Origin of the sequence: Streptomyces sp. NPDC090077 (genome assembly GCF_044747545.1) — a bacterium.
Classification (GTDB): domain Bacteria; phylum Actinomycetota; class Actinomycetes; order Streptomycetales; family Streptomycetaceae; genus Streptomyces.
Map to the genome: position 1 here is coordinate 146,420 of NZ_JBIVEG010000016.1, position 17,516 is coordinate 163,935.

Below are 17,516 nucleotides of genomic sequence, written 5' to 3' on the forward strand. Positions count from 1 at the left end.
CTGCCCGTATATCGGGGGCGGGTTCCGCCCGCGGCCGCCTACGATCGGGCGCACCGATCCGGGGAGGGCACATGTGGAGCGCGGCCGAGCACGCGTCGTACGGGCGCACGGTGGCCGGGGGGCTGCTGGAGGGGGACCTCTCCCCCGTCGCCGGGCGGCTCCTGGGCAACGGCCCGGAGGCCTGGATCGCCTTCGACGAGGAGGTGCGCCGCGTCCTGCGCTTCTCCCACGGCACCCCCGAGGGCGCCCGCCGCCTGGAGGCCCGGCTCTGCCACCCCGACGGGCGGATACGCGAGGCCGCGCTCGCCGCGTGGCGCCGGCCGCCGCTCGAACTCGTCCTGATCCGGTGCGCCGACCGGGTCCCCCAGGTCCGCCGGCGCGCCCGCAGGGTGCTGGGCCAGGTGGTGGCCCAGCACCCCGTCCGCAACCGGGACCGGGCCCGCCGGGCGCTGAACCTGCCGATGGCCGACGACCCCGCCCGCGTACTGACGGCCCTCGTCCCGCTCGCCCTGCGGCTGGGCGGGCGCGCGCACGGCGGCTGGGCGGTGGAGCAGCTGGAGGCCGCCCTGAGCGGCCGGTACTCCCTCCTCGCGGCATGGTGGCGTCCCGGGCTGGCCTCGACGACCTGGAGCTGGAACTCGCTGACCGCCCGGCAGCGCGAGGGCATGTTCGAGCACCTGGCCGACAGCGCCGACCGGCCGACGCGCCGCTTCGCGGCCCGGGTCGCCGCCGCCTGCGGGCAGTACGGCGCACAGGAGCTCGCCCGGCGGGCCGCCACCGAGCGCGATCCGGTGACGGCCCGGACGTGGACCGACGCCGCACTGGCCGCGATGGCCGCCGGCGGGCCGGACGACGGGGCGGTCGACGCCCTGCTCGCCTCCCGCTTCGCGCCCGTGCGGGCCGCCGGGGTCACCGCGCTGCGCCGGGCCGGGCGGGCGGCCGAGGCCGTCGACCACCTGACGGACCGGGCCGGCCGGGTGCGGGCCTGCGCCCGCTGGCTGCTGCGCCAGGACGGCGGCGACCCGTACGCGTACCTCTGCGCGCTCGTCACGGACCCGGAGCGGGTGAGCGCGTACGCGGTGAAGGGCTTTCGCGAGGTGGCCGAACAGGCCGACGGGCCGCTGCTGTACCCCCTGCTGCACGACCCCGACGGCGCGGTGCGGGCCGCCGCCCTGGCCGCGCTGCGCGGGCTGGGCCTCGTCGTCGAGGACGCGGTGCTGCTCGCGCTGCTGGAGGACCCCTCCGCCTCGGTGTCCCGCGAGGCCGCGCTCGGCCTGCTCCGCGTCGCCGAACGGCCGGACGCCGACGCGCTGGCCGACCGGACCGGCCCCGAGTGGCCCGCGCACACCCGAAGGGCCGCGTTCCGGCTGCTGCGCGGCCGGGGCGGGAGCGCCGAACTGCGCGCCTCCGTCGCCATGATGACGGACCCGGATCCGGTGCTGGGCCGGTACGCGCGGAGCACCGTGATCAACTGGAACTGGCTCAGCACCCTCGGCGAAGGCGAGGCGCACCGGGCGGAGCTCGGCGCGCTGCTGGCACGGGCGGCCCAGGTCCTGGACGTCCGTCACCTGCGGCTGCTGTGACACCCCGCCACGGCCTGCCTGCGCGGCCGCCGGGCCGGGCGGCCGTACCGTCTGACAGGTGCTGCGTACCGCCCTGCTCACGGGCTCGCTGATCCTCGCCGGGCTGTTCCCGTACGGCCCCGGCCCGCTCCCCGCCCGCCTCGCCGACACCGGCGGCGGCAGCCAGCTGATCACCGCCGTCGCCCCGGCGCCCGGGTCCACGACCGGGGTGCTGACCTGGTGGGACAAACGGGCGGGCCGCTGGTTCGAGGCGGGCCGCGCGCCGGCCCGGTTCGGCGCGAACGGCCTGACCGAGGGCACCACCCGGATCCAGGGCACGGACACCACCCCGACGGGCCTGTTCGGGCTGCCGTACGCCTTCGGCATCGCGCACGCACCGGCCGGAACGTCCTACCGGTACCGGCGGGTGACGGACCGTTCGTGGTGGTGCCAGGACAACGCCTCGGCCGCCTACAACCGCTGGACGGAACCGCTGCCCGCCGACTGCGCGCCGGGCGAGTCCGAGCACCTGGTGACGTACGAGCAGCAGTACGCGCACGCCCTGGTCATCGGCTTCAACTACGACGAGCCGGTGCGCGGCCGCGGCGCGGGCATCTTCCTGCACGTGAACGGCAAGGGCGCCACGGCCGGCTGCGTCTCCGTCCCCCGCCGCGCCCTGCGCGAGCTGCTGCGCTGGGCCGACCCCCGCCGCCGCCCGCACATCGCGATCGGCACCGAGGACGGCCCGCTGGCCGTGACCCGGTACTGAGGGAGGGCCTGCTAGCCCTCCTTCTGCGCCAGCCGCAGCAGGTGGTCGGCCAGGGCCTGGCCGCCGGCCGGGTCGCGGCTGATGAGCATCAGGGTGTCGTCGCCCGCGATGGTGCCGAGGATCGCGTGGAGTTCGGCCTGGTCGATCGCCGAGGCGAGGAACTGGGCCGCTCCCGGCGGGGTGCGCAGGACCACGAGGTTCGCGGAGGCCTCCGCCGAGATCAGCAGTTCGCCGGAGAGGCGCCGCATGCGCTCCTCCTTCGCCGACTCGCCGAGCGGGGCCTGCGGGGTGCGGAAGCCGCCCTCGCTGGGGACCGCGTAGATCAGCTCGCCGCCGGTGTTGCGGATCTTGACCGCGCCCAGCTCGTCGAGGTCGCGGGAGAGCGTCGCCTGGGTGACGCTCAGCCCGTCGTCGGCGAGCAGTTTGGCCAGCTGGCTCTGGGAGCGGACCGGCTGCCGGTTGAGGATGTCCACGATCCGGCGGTGGCGGGCGGTGCGGGTCTGCGGAACGGAGGGGCCGCCGTTCTGCTCGGGTTCCTGCGCCTGGCTCATCGTCGTCTCATTCTCCGGATCGTCCCGCTTCGTCGAGGATGCCGGGAAGTGCCCGGACGAACGCGTCCACCTCGGCCTCGGTGATGACGAACGGGGGCATCAGCCGTACCACGTCGGGGGCGGGCGCGTTGACCAGGAATCCGGCCTGCTGGGCCGCGAGCTGCACCTTCGGTGCGAGCGGCTCCGTCAGCACGATACCCAGCAACAGGCCCGACCCGCGGACGTGGGAGACCAGCCCGTGGCCGGAAGCTTCGATTCCGGAGCGCAGCCGCTCGCCCCGGGCCTTGACCCGGTCGAGCAGTCCGTCGGCGGCGATGGTGTCGATCACCGCGAGGCCGGCGGCGCAGGCGACCGGGTTCCCGCCGAAGGTGGTGCCGTGCTGGCCGGGCCGGAGCAGGTCCGCGGCCGGTCCGAAGGCGGCCACCGCGCCGATGGGCAGACCGCCGCCGAGGCCCTTCGCGAGCGTGACGAGGTCGGGCTCGACCCCCTCGTGCTGCTGGTACTCGAACCAGCTGCCGCAGCGGCCGATGCCGGTCTGCACCTCGTCGAGGGCGAGCAGCGTCCCGGTGGCCCGGGTGATCTCCCGGGCGGCCGTCAGGTAGCCGGCGGGCGGGACGACCACGCCGTTCTCGCCCTGGACCGGCTCGATGAGGACGAAGGCGGTCTCCTCGGTGACGGCGGCCCGCAGGGCCTCCACGTCTCCGTAGGGGACGTGCGTCACGTCGCCGGGCAGCGGCAGGAAGGGCCCCTGCTTCCCGGGCTGGCCGGTGAGGGCGAGGGCGCCCATGGTCCGGCCGTGGAAGCCGCCGTCGGTGGCGACCATGTGGGTCCGCCCGGTCAGCCGACCGATCTTGTAGACCGCCTCGACCGCCTCCGCACCCGAGTTGCAGAAGAACACGCGCCCCTCGCGGCCGAAGAGCTGGAGCAGCCGCTCGCCGAGCGCGAGGACCGGCTCGGAGGCGTAGAGGTTGGAGACGTGGCCGAGGGTGGTGATCTGCCCGGTCACCGCCGCGACGACGGCCGGGTGGGCGTGGCCGAGGGCGTTGACCGCGATGCCGCCGACGAAGTCGGTGTACTGCTTGCCATCCGCGTCCCAGACCTGCGCGCCCGCACCGCGTACGAGGGCCAGCGCGGGGGTGCCGTAGTTGTCGGTCAGCGCCCCCTTCCAGCGGGTGGCGTAGCGCTCGTTGCCGGTCTCCTGACCGGCCGTCCCCTGGGTGGCGCTCACGTGCTGTCCCCTCCCTGTGCGTCGGGCACGACCATCGTGCCGATTCCCTCGTCGGTGAAGATCTCCAGCAGGATCGAGTGCTGGACCCGCCCGTCGATCACGCGGGCGGTGCTGACGCCGCCGCGCACCGCGTGCAGGCAGCCCTCCATCTTCGGCACCATGCCGCTGGACAGCTCGGGCAGCAGCTTCTCCAGCTCGCTGACGGTGAGCCGGCTGATGACCTCGTCGCTGTTGGGCCAGTCCGCGTAGAGGCCCTCGACGTCGGTGAGGACCATCAGCGTCTCGGCGCCGAGCGCGGCGGCGAGCGCCGCTGCGGCCGTGTCGGCGTTCACGTTGTACACGTGGCCGTCGTCGGCGCTGCGCGCGATGGAGGAGATGACCGGGATCCGGCCGTCCGCGAGCAGGGCCTCGATCGCTCCGGTGTCGATGGCGGTGATCTCGCCGACCCGGCCGATGTCGACGGCCTCGCCCTCGATCTGCGGGGTGTGCTTGGTGGCGGTGATGGTGTGGGCGTCCTCGCCGGTCATCCCGACGGCGAGCGGTCCGTGCTGGTTGAGCAGGCCGACCAGCTCCCGCTGGACCTGGCCCGCCAGGACCATGCGGACGACGTCCATGGCCTCCGGGGTGGTGACCCGCAGGCCGGCCTTGAACTCGCTGACCAGGCCCTGCTTGTCGAGCTGGGCGTTGATCTGGGGGCCGCCGCCGTGGACGACGACGGGCCGCAGGCCGGCCTGGCGCAGGAAGACCACGTCCTGGGCGAAGGCCGCCTTCAGGTCCTCGTCGATCATGGCGTTGCCGCCGAACTTGATGACGACGACCTTGCCGTTGTGCCGGGTCAGCCAGGGCAGCGCCTCGATGAGGATCTCGGCCTTGGGGAGCGCGGTGTGGCGCCTCGCGGTGCTCATGAGCTGTACGCGCTGTTCTCGTGGACGTACTCGGCGGTGAGGTCGTTGGCCCAGATGACGGCGGTCTCGGTGCCGGTGGAGAGGTCGGCGGTGATGCGGACCTCGCGGTCCTTCATGCCGACCAGGTCGCGGTCCTCGCCGACGGAGCCGTTCTTGCAGACCCAGACGCCGTTGATGGCGACGTTGAGCCGGTCCGGGTCGAAGGCCGCCTTCGTGGTGCCGATCGCGGACAGGACCCGGCCCCAGTTGGGGTCCTCGCCGTGGATGGCGCACTTGAGGAGGTTGTTGCGGGCGATGGACCGGCCGACCTCGACGGCGTCCTGCTCGCTGGCCGCGCCGATCACCTCGATGCGGATGTCCTTGCTGGCGCCCTCGGCGTCGCCGATCAGCTGGCGGGCCAGGTCGTCGCAGACCGTGCGGACGGCCTCGGCGAAGGCCTCGTAGGAGGGGACCTGCCCGGAGGCACCGGAGGCCAGGAGCAGCACGGTGTCGTTGGTGGACATGCAGCCGTCGGAGTCGACCCGGTCGAAGGTGGTGCGGGTCGCGTCCCGCAGCGCCTTGTCCAGGGTCGCGGAGTCCACGTCGGCGTCCGTGGTCAGCACCACGAGCATGGTCGCCAGGCCCGGGGCGAGCATGCCCGCACCCTTCGCCATCCCGCCCACCGTCCAGCCGTCCTGGGAGACGGTGGCGGTCTTGTGCACGGTGTCCGTGGTCTTGATCGCCACGGCCGCGTCCTCACCCCCGTCGGCGGAGAGCGCGGCGGCAGCCGCCTCGATGCCGGGGAGCAGCTTGTCCATGGGGAGCAGCAGCCCGATCAGGCCGGTGGAGGCCACGGCGATCTCGCCCGCGTTGTGCTCGCCGCCGAGGACCTCCGCCACCTTCTCCGCGGTGGCGTGGGTGTCCTGGAAGCCCTTGGGGCCGGTGCAGGCGTTGGCCCCGCCGGAGTTGAGGACCACGGCGCTGACGGTCGCGCCGCGCAGGACCTGCTCGGACCAGCGCACGGGGGCGGCCTTGACGCGGTTGGAGGTGAAGACGCCCGCGGCGGCCAGTCGCGGCCCGTTGTTGACCACGAGGGCCAGGTCGGGGTTGCCGTTCGCCTTGATCCCGGCGGCGATGCCCGCCGCCGTGAATCCCTGTGCAGCCGTCACGCTCACGGCGCCACTCCCATCGTGGAAAGACCCAGCGCCTCGGGGAGCCCGAGGGCGATGTTCATGCTCTGCACCGCACCGCCGGCGGTGCCCTTGGTGAGGTTGTCGATCGCGCTGATGGCGATGATCCGCTGCGCGGACTCGTCGTACGCGACCTGGACGTGGACGGCGTTGGAGCCGTACACCGCCTTGGTCGTGGGCCACTGCCCCTCGGGGAGGAGCCGGACGAAGGGCTCGTCGGCGTAGGCCTTCTCGTACGCGGCGCGCAGCGACTCCGCGCTGGTGCCCGGCAGGGCCTTGGCGGAGCAGGTGGCCAGGATCCCGCGCGGCATCGGTACGAGGTGCGGGGTGAAGGAGACGGAGACCCGCTCCCCGGCGAGCGGGGAGAGGTTCTGCACCATCTCGGGGGTGTGCCGGTGGGCGCCGCCGACGCCGTACGGGGTCACGGTGCCCATGACCTCGGAGCCGAGCAGGTTCGCCTTGAGGGCCTTGCCCGCGCCGGAGGTGCCGGTGGCGGCGACGATCACGGCCTCGGGCCCGGCGAGCCGCGCCTGGTAGGCGGGGTAGAGGGCGAGGGAGACGGCCGTCGGGAAGCAGCCGGGGACGGCGATGCGCCGGGTCCCGGCGAGGGCGGCCCGGGCGCCGGGGAGCTCGGGGAGCCCGTAGGGCCAGGTGCCGGCGTGCGGGGCGCCGTAGAACCTGTCCCAGTCGGCGGAGTCCTTCAGCCGGTGGTCGGCGCCCATGTCGACGACGAGGACCTCGTCGCCGAGCTGCGCGGCGACGGCGGCGGACTGCCCGTGCGGCAGGGCCAGGAAGACCACGTCATGACCGGCGAGGACCTCGGGCGTGGTGGCCTCCAGGGTCCGTCCGGCGAGCGGGGCGAGGTGCGGCTGGAGCGGGCCGAAGGGCTGTCCGGCGTTGGAGTGGCCGGTCAGCGCGCCGATCTCCACCTCGGGGTGCGCGAGCAGCAGGCGCAGGACTTCACCGCCCGCGTATCCGCTCGCTCCGGCCACCGCTACACGTACCACCATCGGACCCTCCTCCTCGATGGCATGACTATACGTACCTATGCAGTTTTATGCAAAGGTCTGCTGCGGTGGCCGTCGGCGCGCCCGGAATCCCGTCGGCGCTAGTTGCAGAACTTGGCCGCCGCGGCGGCCGCTCCCTCGGTGTAGCCCTGGAGCCAGTCGGGGTCGGGGGCCACGGCGGTCTTCGGGGGCGAGGTGTTGCAGGTCTGCTGGACGGTGTCGTACCCCTTCTTGTAGCCGGCGTCGTGCTGCTCCTGCTTCTTGTCCTTCGTGCCGGTGTTCTGGCCGCCGCCGCAGAAGGTCTTGGCGGCGAGGGCGGCACCGGCGTTGTAGCCGTCCGTCCAGTTCTGGTCCGGCGGGACGGCGGTCTGCGGGGGCTTGGCCTGGCAGTTGTCCTTGACGGCCTGGAAGCCCGACCGGTAGCCCTTGTCGTACTCGGTCTTGGCCGCGTCGGTGTTCGGCTGCTGCTGGTCACCCTGCTTCGCCGGGCCGCCTCCGGAACAGCTGGTGCCGGCGACCGTGTAGGTGCCGTAGGGCAGGCCGTTGAGCTGGAAGTTGCCGCCGGTGGGCACCTTGTAGCTGTTGGCGTAGCCGCCGTCGCTCTTGATCTCCACCGTGGTGTTTTCCGGGAACCCGTTGCCGGTGAGCTTCAGGGACGACGGATTGTTGTAGCCGCCGGCCTGGAGCTTGCACGTCCCGGCGGGTACGCGGGCGTCCGCGGCGGGCGCCTGCGCGAACGCCGCCGGCCCGATCGCGAGCGAGGAGACCAGCAGGGGTGCGAGTACGGACAGCCGGGTGCTTTTCCTCATGCCCATCACTTCCTTCGGCGGGGCAGAACGAGGCGGGCGTCTCCCTTCCATGCTCACGCGCCGGATCAGGGGTGTCGACCGGACCGGCCGGGTCCGAAATGCCCCGCTCGCTATACTTGAGGGTCGCGCATTCCGGTGCACCCGCCCCGTTGCCCCGTTCACGGAACGGATGGTCGACATGAGAAAACGGCACACCCGCCTGGCACTCCTCGCCGCTCTGCTCGCCCCCGCGGCCGCCCTCGGCGCCGCCGCGCCCGCCGGGGCCGCCCCCGGCGCCCTGCCCGCCGCCTCCTGCACCGCGTCCCCCGACCCGGCGAAGCCCGGCTCCCTGCTCCTGGCGGTGTCGGGGTTCAGCGGCGACCTGAAGGTCACCGAGACGGGCGGTGCGTACAAGATGGTCATCCACAAGGGGACCGAGACGATCCCGGTCCCGCAGGGGAACTACACCGTCGAATGGGCGAACGCCCCCACCCCCGACCGGAGCGAGCGGACCGCCTGCACCCCGGTCGAGGAGGCCCGGACCCAGGCCCAGGACCAGTACGCGCTCGGCTACCGGCAGGGGCTCGCGGACGCCCTCAGGTCCTGCACGAAGGTCAACGCGCCGGGCGACAACAAGGACCCGGGCTACCGCCAGGGCTATGACGCCGGGGTCGCCCTCGCCCTGGCGAGCCAGCGCTGCAAGACCCCCTAGGGGGGGTCCGGATCAGCACTCCCGTTCGTACTCGACCTGTACGAGCGGCCGGCCGTCGCCGAAGTCCGTGCCCCGCACCGCCCCGGTCTCGGCGAAACCGCACTTGGCGTAGAAGCGGCGGGACCTCGGGGTGTCCCGCAGGGTCCACAGGTGGGCGCGGGCGAAGCCGTCCGCGCGCAGCCGGGCCAGCGTCGCGTCCATGAGCGCGGCGGCGACGCCGGTGCCCCAGCCGTCGGGGTGGGCGTAGCAGCTCAGGATCTCCGCCAGGCCCGGCCGGGTACCGGACGGGGAGGACCAGGACATGGCCAGGGGGCGGCCGTCCACCTCGGCCAGCAGCAGCGTCCTGGGGTCCTCGGCGAGCCGGGCGTGCCAGCGGGTGCGCCGGCTGCGGACTCCCTCGGCGGCGAACTCCGCCGCGAAGAACGGGGCGTACGCGGCCTCCCAGGCGGCGGCGTGGATCTCGCCGAGGGCGTCGCCGTCACCCGGGCCGGCGGCCCGGACCACGATCACCCGGAGACCTCCGCGGCGGCGACCAGCGGGTGGCGCACCCAGACGTTCGGCTCCAGGTAGACCGCGCGGTCGTGCTCCGGGTCGCAGTGCACGGTGCTGAGCGCCCCGGGCACCCGGACCGGGCCCGGGGTGTCGAAGGGGAGTCCGGTCCACTGGCGCCACTGGTCGAGGGTGCCGCTGATGGTCATCGACACCGGGGCCACCGAGTCGATGACGGCCCCCGCGCGGACGTGGACCCGCAGCCACGGGTCGTACGGCAGCCCGTCCTCGCGGGTGCGGTACGCGTACTCCGCCATCGGCGTCTCGGGCTCGGCGGGCTTGGCGCTGGGCCGGACCGGGGCCACGACCTCGGTGAACCCGGCCGCGCGGGCCGCCTCGCGCATGACGGTGAGCATCCGCCCGGACAGGCCCTCGCCCTGCCGGCCGCGGGCGATCGAGATCTCCAGGGCGGTGACCGTGTCCGGCTTCACACCCCGCCTCTGGTCGGAGAAGGCCCACATCAGCACCCGGTCCCAGCCCTGCCCGGGCAGCACCCCGTCGCGCTCGGGGGTGTGCAGCGCGAAGGGGACGCTGAAGGCCCGGGCCACGACCTCGTCGCCGTCGGTGGCGATGAAGACGTACTCGGGGAACTCGGCCACCAGGCGCGGGTAGAGCAGCCAGGCGATCGGGTCGTGCCGGGAGAACTCGGGCCAGGAGTCCTCCATGTCCCAGAGCCGCGGCGCCAGTTCGGGGCGGACGGCCAGGGACGTGATCTCTATCTCGGTCATACCCGCAGGTTAGAGGGGTTCCGCCGGGCCCTCAACGGGGTTTACCCGCGCCCGCCGTTCCCTCCGAGCAGCCCCTCGGGCAGCCCTCCCCGCAGCCGCTGCACGGCCTCCACCAGCTCGCCCGGCCCCGATACCCCGGCGAAGCTCAACCGGACGTGCGCGGCGGGCGGTTCGGCGCAGAAGTACGGGCGGCCCGGCGTGACGGCGACTCCGGCGCGCAGGGCGGCCGCCGTGAAGCCGGCCTCGTCGCCGTCGCCGCCGGGGCGCACCCAGAGCTGGAAGCCGCCCGTGGGCAGGTGGGTGAGTTCGGCGCCGGGCAGCTCCCGCCGCAGGGCGCCCGCGAGGACCTCGCGCCGGTGGCGCAGTTCGGCGGCGACGGTCCGCAGGTGGCGGGGCCAGGCGGGGGCGCCGACGAGTTCGAGCGCGGCCTCCTGGAGGGGCCGGGGCACGAAGAAGCTGTCGACGACCTGGATGGCCCGCAGCCGGTCCAGTACCGGCCCCCGGGCGGCGAGCGCGCCGACCCGGAGGCTGGGCGAGGTGGCCTTGGTCAGGGACCGGACGTGGACCACGACCCCGTCCAGGTCCTCGGCGGCGAGCGTCGGGGGCAGCGGGCCCGCGTCCTCGTGGGCGAGGTTGCGCGCGTAGTCGTCCTCGACCACGAAGGCGCCTGCGGCCCGCGCGATGCGCAGCACCTCGGCGCGCCGCCCGGGGGCCAGCACGGCGCCGGTCGGGTTCTGGAACAGCGGCTGGCACACGAAGACCCGTGCGCCGGTGGCCTCGAAGGCGGCGGCCAGCAGCTCCGGCCGGACCCCTTCGGCGTCCACCGGTACCGGCACCGGCCGGCAGCCGGAGGCGCGGGCGATGGCCAGCAGGCCGGGGTAGGTGGGCGATTCGACCAGGATCGGCGCGCCGGGCGGGGCCAGCGCCCGCACGGCGGTGGTCAGCGCGCTCTGTCCGCCCGCGGTGATCAGCACGTCGGCGGCGCCGACCGACCCGACCGCTCCCCCGATCTCGCGGGCGAACCAGTCGCGCAGCTCCGGCAGCCCTTCCATGGGCGGCCGCCCCCACGCCCCGGGGCGGCGTCCGGCGCGGGCGAGGGCCGCCGCCATGGCCCGCTCGGGCTGGAGGGAGGGGTGCAGGTAGCCGCCGCTGAGCTCGATGACCCCGGATGGGGGTACGGCGAGGGAGTTGGCGACGCCGCTGGCGTCCACGGAGCGCGGGACGACCTCCCCGGCGCCTTCGGCGCTGAGGGCGACCTCCTGCCAGGAGGTGTCCCCGGGCGCGGGGCCGCTCGTACGCGGGTGCGCCCGGAAGGCCCCGGCGCCGGGGCGGGTGACGACGAGGCCCTCGGCGGCGAGCTGCGCGAGGGCCCGGGACACGGTGACGGGGCTGACCCGGTAGCGCTCGACCATGGCCCGGCTCGACGGGAGCTTTCCACCCACCGGGTAGCGGTCGAGTTCGGATCGCAGGGATTCTGCCAGCTCGGCCACACTGCTACGCTCGTACATGACAGCAAAGAATAGCGCTACTCTCCCGACCCCGATAGCGGTGCCGGTGGGCGGCGGCCGGACGGCCGCCCGCAGCGGTACCGCCCTCGCCCTGCTCGGGGTGGTCACCTTCTCGCTGACCTTCCCCGCCACCGCCTGGGGCCTGGAGAGCTTCGGCCCCTGGTCCCTGGTCGCCCTGCGCAGCGTCCTGGCCGGCGCGATAGCGGGCGCCTTCCTGCTGGCCGGGCGGGTGCCGCTGCCGGCCCGGGAGCACTGGGCCGGGCTCGCCGTGGTGGCGGGCGGGGTGGTGGTGGGCTTCCCGCTGCTGACCACGCTGGCCCTGCGGACCTCCACCACCTCGCACGCCGCCGTCGTGGTCGGGCTGCTGCCGCTGACCACCGCCGCCTTCGCGGCCCTGCGCACGGGCAGCCGCCCGTCGGGCCGGTTCTGGGGCGCGGCCGTCGCCGGGGCCGTGGTGATCCTCGCCTTCACCCTGGCCCAGAGCGGCGGCACCGTCTCCGCCGGCGACGCCTACCTGTTCGGGGCCCTGCTCGTGTGCGCGGCCGGCTACACCGAGGGCGGACGGCTGGCCCGTTCGCTGCCCGGCTGGCAGGTGATCGGCTGGGCGCTGGTGCTGTGCCTGCCGCTGAGCGTGACCGGCACGGCGTTCGCGCTGGCCTCCGAGCCGGTGCACCTGAACTGGCACGGGGTGACCGGCCTGGTGTGGGTGGCGGCCGGGTCGACCTTCCTCGGGCTCTACGTCTGGTACCGGGGGATGGCCGAGATCGGCACCGCCCGCGCCAGCCAGCTCCAGCTCGCCCAGCCCCTGCTGACCCTGGTGTGGTCGGTGGCGCTGCTCGGCGAGCACCTGTCCCCGGCCACACCGCTGGCCGCCTGCGCGGTCCTCGTCTGCATCACCGTGACTCAACGGGTCAAATAGCCTCGGATCGGCCTAAACTACTGGCACCGGATCGGACCGGCTCCGAGGGAGGTCAGCAGATGCGCGCGACCGAGGGCGACCAGCTGGTGCAGCACGGCAGGGTCGTGGGGCAGCACGACAGGGTGGGCGAGATCGTCGAGGTCCTGGGCGAGAACGGCGCCCCCCCGTACCGGGTCCACTTCCCGGACGGTCACGACGCCGTCATGTCCCCCGGCCCCGACTGCGTCGTACGCCACCCGGACGAGCCCGAGGGCAAGTCCGCCACCTGGCGCTGAGTCAGCGCGGCGGCACGGCCGTCGGGTAGTGGTCGGCGACGACCCTGGCCAGCGCTCCATTGGGGTCCGCGACCGCGTACTTCCCCGAGAAGTAGCAGTGGCCGCGGACCTCGGCGTACCGGCGGGCCAGGGTCAGGTGCTTCGACAGCTCCGCGGGATCGCGCCAGGCGGCGGTGGAGCTCGCCGGGTCGCAGCGGTACAGCGCCTCCCCCACGTACAGGTCCACCCCGGTGCCGGCGACGGTCTTCGCCCACCAGCGCACCACCTCGGCGTAGTCGGCCGCGGAGTTCCCGATGTGCCAGTACGCCTGCGGGGCGATGTAGTCGACCCAGCGCTCCAGCACCCACTTGCGGGTGTCGGCGTAGAGGTCGTCGTACGTCTGCAGCGCCCGCGTGGCCGAGCCCAGCCGGTCGGTGCCCTGGTTGCGCCACACCGCGAAGGGGCTGATGCCGAACCGGACCGCAGGGCTGCGCCCCCGCAGCTTCTGCGACATCTCGCGGACCAGGGTGTCGGTGTTGCTGCGGCGCCAGGCGGCGCGGGAGGTGAAGGAGCCCCCGTACTCCGCGAAGGCGTCGTCGTCGTCGAAGTAATCCCCGGCCACCGGGTACGGGTAGAAGTAGTCGTCCCAGTGGACCGCGTCGACGCGGTAGCGGGAGACCGCGTCGAGCATCGCCTCCTGGACGAAGGCCCGCACCGCGGGCAGTCCCGGGTTGTAGTACAGCTTCCCGCCGTAGGCGACGGTCCATCCGGGGTTGCGCCGGGCCGGGTGCGAGGCGGTGAGCCGGGACGGGTCGGTGTGGTTGGCCACCCGGTACGGGTTGAACCAGGCGTGCAGCTCCAGCCCGCGCGCGTGCGCCTCGGCCACGGCCGTGCCCAGCGGGTCCCAGCCCGGGTCACGCCCCTGCACCCCGGTCAGCCACTGCGACCACGGTTCGCGCGTCGAGGGCCAGAACGCGTCGGCGGCCGGCCGCACCTGGAGGACGACCGCGTTGAGCCGGCGGGCCACCGCCGTGTCGAGGAGCCGGATCAGCTGCGCACGCTGCTCCCGGGCGGACAGCCCGCTCTCGGAGGGCCAGTCGACGTTCTGTACGGTCGCGATCCACAGGCCCCGGAACTCCGCGGTCCCCGCCCGGCCGCCGGCGCCGGCCCGCACCGGCCGCGCCCCCGGCGGCCCGGCCGCACCCCGTGCCCCCGCTGCCTCCCCCGGCTCGGCAGCCCCCGCCTCCGCGCCGCCCGCGGCCGTCGCGGCCAGCACCCCCGCCGCCCCCGCCAGCAGTCCCCGCCGCCCGATGTACGTCATGTGACGACTCCGCTCCTCTCCGTGACAATGCTCTGCGTGGGCCCAGCATGCCCGCCCCGGCCCGCCACCGGGGGCAACGCGGGAGTAACGTCGGGGGGCGTGGCGGGCGCCGGGATGCAGTTACCACTGCCGAACACGGGGGACCCGCGATGGATGAGCAGCGAAAGGCACGATGTGACGGACCTCTCTACCCTCCCGACCGACATCACCAGGGTCGGCGTGGTGGGCTGTGGCCAGATGGGCGCGGGCATCGCGGAGGTGTGCGCCCGCAGCGGTCTTGAGGTGAAGGTCGCCGAGACCACCGGGGAGGCCCTGGAGATCGGGCGCACCCGGCTGCACAACTCGCTGACCAAGGCCGCCGAACGCGGCAAGATCAGCGAGGAGGAGCGGGACGCCACCCTGGCCCGGCTCTCCTTCACCACCGACCTCGGCGAGTTCGCCGACCGCGACCTCGTCATCGAGGCCGTCGTCGAGAACGAGCAGGTCAAGACGGAGATCTTCCAGGTCCTGGACCAGGTGATCACCCGCCCGGACGCGATCCTCGCCTCCAACACCTCCTCGATCCCGCTGGTCAAGCTGGCCGTGGCGACGTCGCGCCCGGACCAGGTCATCGGCATCCACTTCTTCAACCCGGCGCCCGTGCAGCGGCTCGTCGAGCTGATCCCCGCACTGACGACGAGCGAGGAGACCGTCAAGCGGTCCGAGGCCCTGGTGCGGGACGTGCTGAACAAGCACGCCGTCCGCGCCCAGGACCGGTCCGGCTTCGTCGTCAACGCGCTGCTGGTGCCGTACCTGCTGTCCGCGATCCGGATGTTCGAGTCGGGCATCGCGAGCCGCGAGGACATCGACAACGGCATGGAGCTGGGCTGCGCCCACCCGATGGGCCCGCTCAAGCTGTCCGACCTGATCGGCCTCGACACCATCGTCTCGATCGCCGATTCGATGTACGCCGAGTACAAGGAGCCGCTGTACGCCGCTCCCCCGCTGCTCCAGCGCATGGTGGACGCCGGCCGCCTGGGCCGCAAGACGGGCTCGGGCTTCTACCCGTACGGCTGAACCCCCTAGGGGCGGCCCAGCCTCAGGTGGTGCAGCAGCAGGAGCCCGGCCGCCATGTTGGCGGCCGGGATCTCCCCGCGCGCGATCATGTCCGGGACCAGCTTGAGCGGGACCCACTCCCGGCGCGAGGACTCGAAGGCGTCCTCCGGTTCACCGACGTACGTGGCCCCGTCCGCCCAGTAGAGGTGGTGGCGGGCGTCGGTCAGCCCGTTCGAGGGCTCCACGGTCATCAGGTGGCGGAGCGGGCCGGGCCGCCAGCCCGACTCCTCCTCCATCTCCCGCGCGGCCGCCGCCTCGGCCGACTCCCCGTCCTCGACCACCCCGGCCGGCAGCTCCCAGCCCCAGCTGTCGGTGATGAACCGGTGCCGCCACAGCAGCAGCACCTCGTCCGCCCCGTTGACCGCCGTGGCGACGGCGACCGGCCGCAGCCGGATGACGAAGTGGTCCAGGTGCCGGCCGTCGGGGAGTTCCACGTCCGCGAGGTTCACGTCGAACCAGCGGTTCTTGTACACGGTCTGCTCACTCAGGTTCGTCCACTGCACGGTAATGCCACCTTCCGCATCCGTTGGTGGCAACATGGCAGCAGTTGACGCCCTCACAGGGGAACGCGCAGCGCCCCGTCGATGAGGTACGCGGTCTCCTCCGCGCCGGAACACCCGCTGCTCAGCAGCTGCTCCCGGACCGCCCGCAGCCGGTCCCGCAGGCGCAGGGACTCCATCCCCTTGGCCCGCTCGGCCATTTCGGCCGCCGACGCCACCGCCCGGTCCGCCTCCCCCTGCCGCAGCTGGATCTCGCACAGCATCGCGAGCCGGTGCACCCGCCCCCGGTCGTGCGCCGGAGTCCCCACCGCCTCCGCCGCCTGCTCGTGCGCCCCGGCGAGGTCCCCCAGGCTCAACAGCGCCTCCGCCACCTGCACGTTGACCAGGCCGGGCTGGACGTACCCGGTCTCGGCGGGCTCGGTACCGGGCCTGATCCGCGCGGCCGCCGCCTCGGCCCGCCGGATGCAGGCCAACGCGGCCGAGGTGTCGCCGAGTTGCGCGTACGCCTTGGCCTGCATCGCGTACAGGTCGGCCGCCAGCGCCGGGGTGGTGTCCGGGCCGGCGGCGCGCAGCGCCGCCTCGGCGAAGGCCACCGCCTGGCGGTACTCCTTCAGGTGCAGCGACTGGTTGACGAGCAGGGCGATCACGTACGCCCCGAGCCCCCGGTCCCCGCTGGCCTTGGCGAGCCGCAGCGCCTGGTGGAAGTAGCGCTGGGCCAGACCGTGGGCGTCGGAGTCGTACGCGCAGATCCCCGCGACGGCCACCAGGGACCCGGTGGCCCGGTGCAGCGGACGGCCGACCTCGTCGGAGTAGGTCCCGCGCAGCATCGGGGCGGTCTCGCTGCCGAGGAAGCGCACGATCCGGGCCCGGGTGGCCATCCCGCCGGCCCGGCGGTACATCAGCTCGTAGTGCGAGCGGGCGGCCCGCAGCACCTCGATGTGCTCGGGCCCGATCCGCTGCCGCCCCACCCGGGAGACGTCGGCGTCCTCGGGCGGGTTCTCCCACTCCCACACCGGGATCACGGCCGGCGTGCCGGTGAGGGCCTGCGCCGTGAGCTGCGCGGGCCGGCCCAGCTCGTCGGAGCGCCACAGCGCGGTGGCACGGTCGACGAAGCCGCTGAGCCGGGTGCCGTGCGGGCTCTGCCGGCCGGGGACGCCGAGCCCGATGTCGTCGAGGGCGACGGGCCGTTGCAGCCGCCCGCCCAGCACTTCGCAGATCAGGTCGGGCACCTGGCCGCGGGGGCGCTGCCCCTTCAGCCAGCGGGAGACCGCGGTGTGTTCGTAGCGCAGCGCGAGTCCGCGGGACCGGCCCGCCTGGTTGACATGCGCGGCGAGTCCGGCGTGGGACATGCCCGCCTCGGCGAGGAGGGCGTCGAGCAGTGCATTGGGCTGCATGGGCCCCTCCAAGGGCTCGTCCGGCTCAGGCTAGTGGCTGAGCGGTGCGCGCGGGGGCGTTCCGCGTTTCCTTCACACGGGGTGTGAACCGAGTGCGCGCATAAATGCGTTCCGCACCCTGCCGCTCGGGGGGTCCGGAGCGGTTCACTTAAGAGCCTCGCCAAGGAGGCCGCCCGGTCGTCGGCTCCCCCTCGTACAGTGCGACGACCCGGCACCGCGCCGCCCGCCCCTGCTGTCTGCCCGACACTCCATGGCGGGCGCGGGCGGCGCACCACGGCTCCGCGGTGGTCCGGTTGGTCGCCGGACCCCGCCGGAGCCGGGCCGCTCCGTACCGGGTCCGTCCACCGGCCCGGTCCGGAGCGGCTCCGCCGGTGACACGGGTCCGCCCGGGCCGTTCCACTCCCCCCGGCCGGACGGACCCGCACCGGTCGCCGCGGGGGCGGCAGCGCGGGGCTGGGTCCCCTACCCGCCCTTCGCCCGTTCCCTGGGGGCTCCGCCCCCAGACCCCCGCGCCTCAAACGCCGGCGAGGCTGATTTCAGCCTCGCCGGCGTTTGAG

Annotated in this window: 18 protein-coding genes; 6 read left to right on the forward strand and 12 right to left on the reverse strand. The window is 74.1% G+C overall.

All coding sequences use genetic code 11. The features are described 5' to 3' along the window. The first annotated feature begins 71 nt into the window (after window positions 1-71). Complete coding sequence (locus ACIPW5_RS25135) at window positions 72-1,583, forward strand: hypothetical protein (protein WP_401248982.1); 1,512 nt, start codon at window positions 72-74, stop codon at window positions 1,581-1,583. 61 nt (window positions 1,584-1,644) lie between these two features. Beyond that, entirely contained in the window at window positions 1,645-2,331 is a 687-nt protein-coding gene (locus ACIPW5_RS25140) for a L,D-transpeptidase (protein WP_401249038.1), read from the forward strand. A gap of 11 nt (window positions 2,332-2,342) precedes the next feature. Here ACIPW5_RS25140 and ACIPW5_RS25145 read toward each other — a convergent pair whose 3' ends face one another. The 6 genes from ACIPW5_RS25145 to ACIPW5_RS25170 form a co-directional block, all read right to left on the reverse strand. Next, on the reverse strand, window positions 2,343-2,882 hold the full coding sequence (locus ACIPW5_RS25145; protein ID WP_007263124.1) for an arginine repressor: 540 nt from the start codon (window positions 2,880-2,882) through the stop codon (window positions 2,343-2,345). A 7-nt stretch (window positions 2,883-2,889) separates the two neighbouring features. Beyond that, on the reverse strand, window positions 2,890-4,110 hold the full coding sequence (locus ACIPW5_RS25150) for an acetylornithine transaminase (protein WP_401248985.1): 1,221 nt from the start codon (window positions 4,108-4,110) through the stop codon (window positions 2,890-2,892). After that, window positions 4,107-5,015 carry an acetylglutamate kinase gene (gene argB / locus ACIPW5_RS25155; protein ID WP_401248988.1) on the reverse strand — a complete coding sequence of 303 codons (909 nt, stop codon included), beginning with the start codon at window positions 5,013-5,015 and terminating at the stop codon, window positions 4,107-4,109. Before argB ends, ACIPW5_RS25150 begins: the two co-directional genes overlap by 4 nt. Continuing rightward, window positions 5,012-6,169 carry a bifunctional glutamate N-acetyltransferase/amino-acid acetyltransferase ArgJ gene (gene argJ, locus ACIPW5_RS25160; RefSeq protein ID WP_401248991.1) on the reverse strand — a complete coding sequence of 386 codons (1,158 nt, stop codon included), beginning with the start codon at window positions 6,167-6,169 and terminating at the stop codon, window positions 5,012-5,014. Before argJ ends, argB begins: the two co-directional genes overlap by 4 nt. Beyond that, window positions 6,166-7,194: an N-acetyl-gamma-glutamyl-phosphate reductase gene (gene argC / locus ACIPW5_RS25165; RefSeq protein ID WP_401248994.1), complete on the reverse strand. Its 1,029-nt coding sequence runs from the start codon at window positions 7,192-7,194 to the stop codon at window positions 6,166-6,168. The genes argJ and argC overlap by 4 nt, the downstream gene beginning before the upstream one ends. Window positions 7,195-7,292: 98 nt before the next feature. Beyond that, window positions 7,293-8,000 (reverse strand): hypothetical protein, encoded by a 708-nt coding sequence (locus ACIPW5_RS25170; protein ID WP_401248997.1) that lies wholly within the window; start codon window positions 7,998-8,000, stop codon window positions 7,293-7,295. A gap of 178 nt (window positions 8,001-8,178) precedes the next feature. On the opposite strand from ACIPW5_RS25170, the gene ACIPW5_RS25175 reads away from it, so the two are divergent. After that, complete coding sequence (locus ACIPW5_RS25175) at window positions 8,179-8,691, forward strand: hypothetical protein (RefSeq protein ID WP_401249000.1); 513 nt, start codon at window positions 8,179-8,181, stop codon at window positions 8,689-8,691. A 12-nt stretch (window positions 8,692-8,703) separates the two neighbouring features. Here ACIPW5_RS25175 and ACIPW5_RS25180 read toward each other — a convergent pair whose 3' ends face one another. Genes ACIPW5_RS25180 through ACIPW5_RS25190 form a run of 3 tightly spaced genes read right to left on the reverse strand, consistent with a single transcriptional unit; the run spans window position 8,704 to window position 11,476 of the window. Further along, window positions 8,704-9,201: a GNAT family N-acetyltransferase gene (locus ACIPW5_RS25180; RefSeq protein WP_401249003.1), complete on the reverse strand. Its 498-nt coding sequence runs from the start codon at window positions 9,199-9,201 to the stop codon at window positions 8,704-8,706. Then, window positions 9,198-9,968 carry an N-acetyltransferase gene (locus tag ACIPW5_RS25185; protein ID WP_401249006.1) on the reverse strand — a complete coding sequence of 257 codons (771 nt, stop codon included), beginning with the start codon at window positions 9,966-9,968 and terminating at the stop codon, window positions 9,198-9,200. Before ACIPW5_RS25185 ends, ACIPW5_RS25180 begins: the two co-directional genes overlap by 4 nt. Before the next feature lie 41 nt (window positions 9,969-10,009). Then, a complete protein-coding gene (locus tag ACIPW5_RS25190; RefSeq protein WP_401249009.1) occupies window positions 10,010-11,476 on the reverse strand; it encodes a PLP-dependent aminotransferase family protein in 1,467 nt (488 codons plus the stop codon). Between ACIPW5_RS25190 and ACIPW5_RS25195 the strand changes: the two genes are divergently transcribed. Together ACIPW5_RS25195 and ACIPW5_RS25200 are read left to right on the forward strand one after the other, a co-directional pair. Next, window positions 11,475-12,395, forward strand: a complete 921-nt coding sequence (locus ACIPW5_RS25195) for a DMT family transporter (protein ID WP_401249012.1) — start codon at window positions 11,475-11,477, stop codon at window positions 12,393-12,395. The genes ACIPW5_RS25190 and ACIPW5_RS25195 overlap by 2 nt on opposite strands. 59 nt (window positions 12,396-12,454) lie before the next feature. Continuing rightward, complete coding sequence (locus ACIPW5_RS25200; RefSeq protein WP_401249015.1) at window positions 12,455-12,670, forward strand: DUF1918 domain-containing protein; 216 nt, start codon at window positions 12,455-12,457, stop codon at window positions 12,668-12,670. Window position 12,671: 1 nt separating this feature from the next. Here ACIPW5_RS25200 and ACIPW5_RS25205 read toward each other — a convergent pair whose 3' ends face one another. After that, window positions 12,672-13,970, reverse strand: a complete 1,299-nt coding sequence (locus ACIPW5_RS25205; protein ID WP_401249017.1) for a glycoside hydrolase family 10 protein — start codon at window positions 13,968-13,970, stop codon at window positions 12,672-12,674. A 153-nt stretch (window positions 13,971-14,123) separates the two neighbouring features. Between ACIPW5_RS25205 and ACIPW5_RS25210 the strand changes: the two genes are divergently transcribed. Then, the gene (locus ACIPW5_RS25210) at window positions 14,124-15,026 is read left to right on the forward strand and encodes a 3-hydroxybutyryl-CoA dehydrogenase (RefSeq protein WP_401249020.1); all 903 of its coding nucleotides are present in this window, start codon (window positions 14,124-14,126) and stop codon (window positions 15,024-15,026) included. Between the two features lie 5 nt (window positions 15,027-15,031). On the opposite strand, the gene ACIPW5_RS25215 is transcribed toward ACIPW5_RS25210, so the two are convergent. Further along, window positions 15,032-15,568, reverse strand: a complete 537-nt coding sequence (locus ACIPW5_RS25215) for an NUDIX domain-containing protein (RefSeq protein WP_401249023.1) — start codon at window positions 15,566-15,568, stop codon at window positions 15,032-15,034. Between the two features lie 53 nt (window positions 15,569-15,621). Then, window positions 15,622-16,959, reverse strand: a complete 1,338-nt coding sequence (locus ACIPW5_RS25220) for a transcriptional regulator (RefSeq protein WP_401249026.1) — start codon at window positions 16,957-16,959, stop codon at window positions 15,622-15,624. Window positions 16,960-17,516 lie beyond the last annotated feature (557 nt).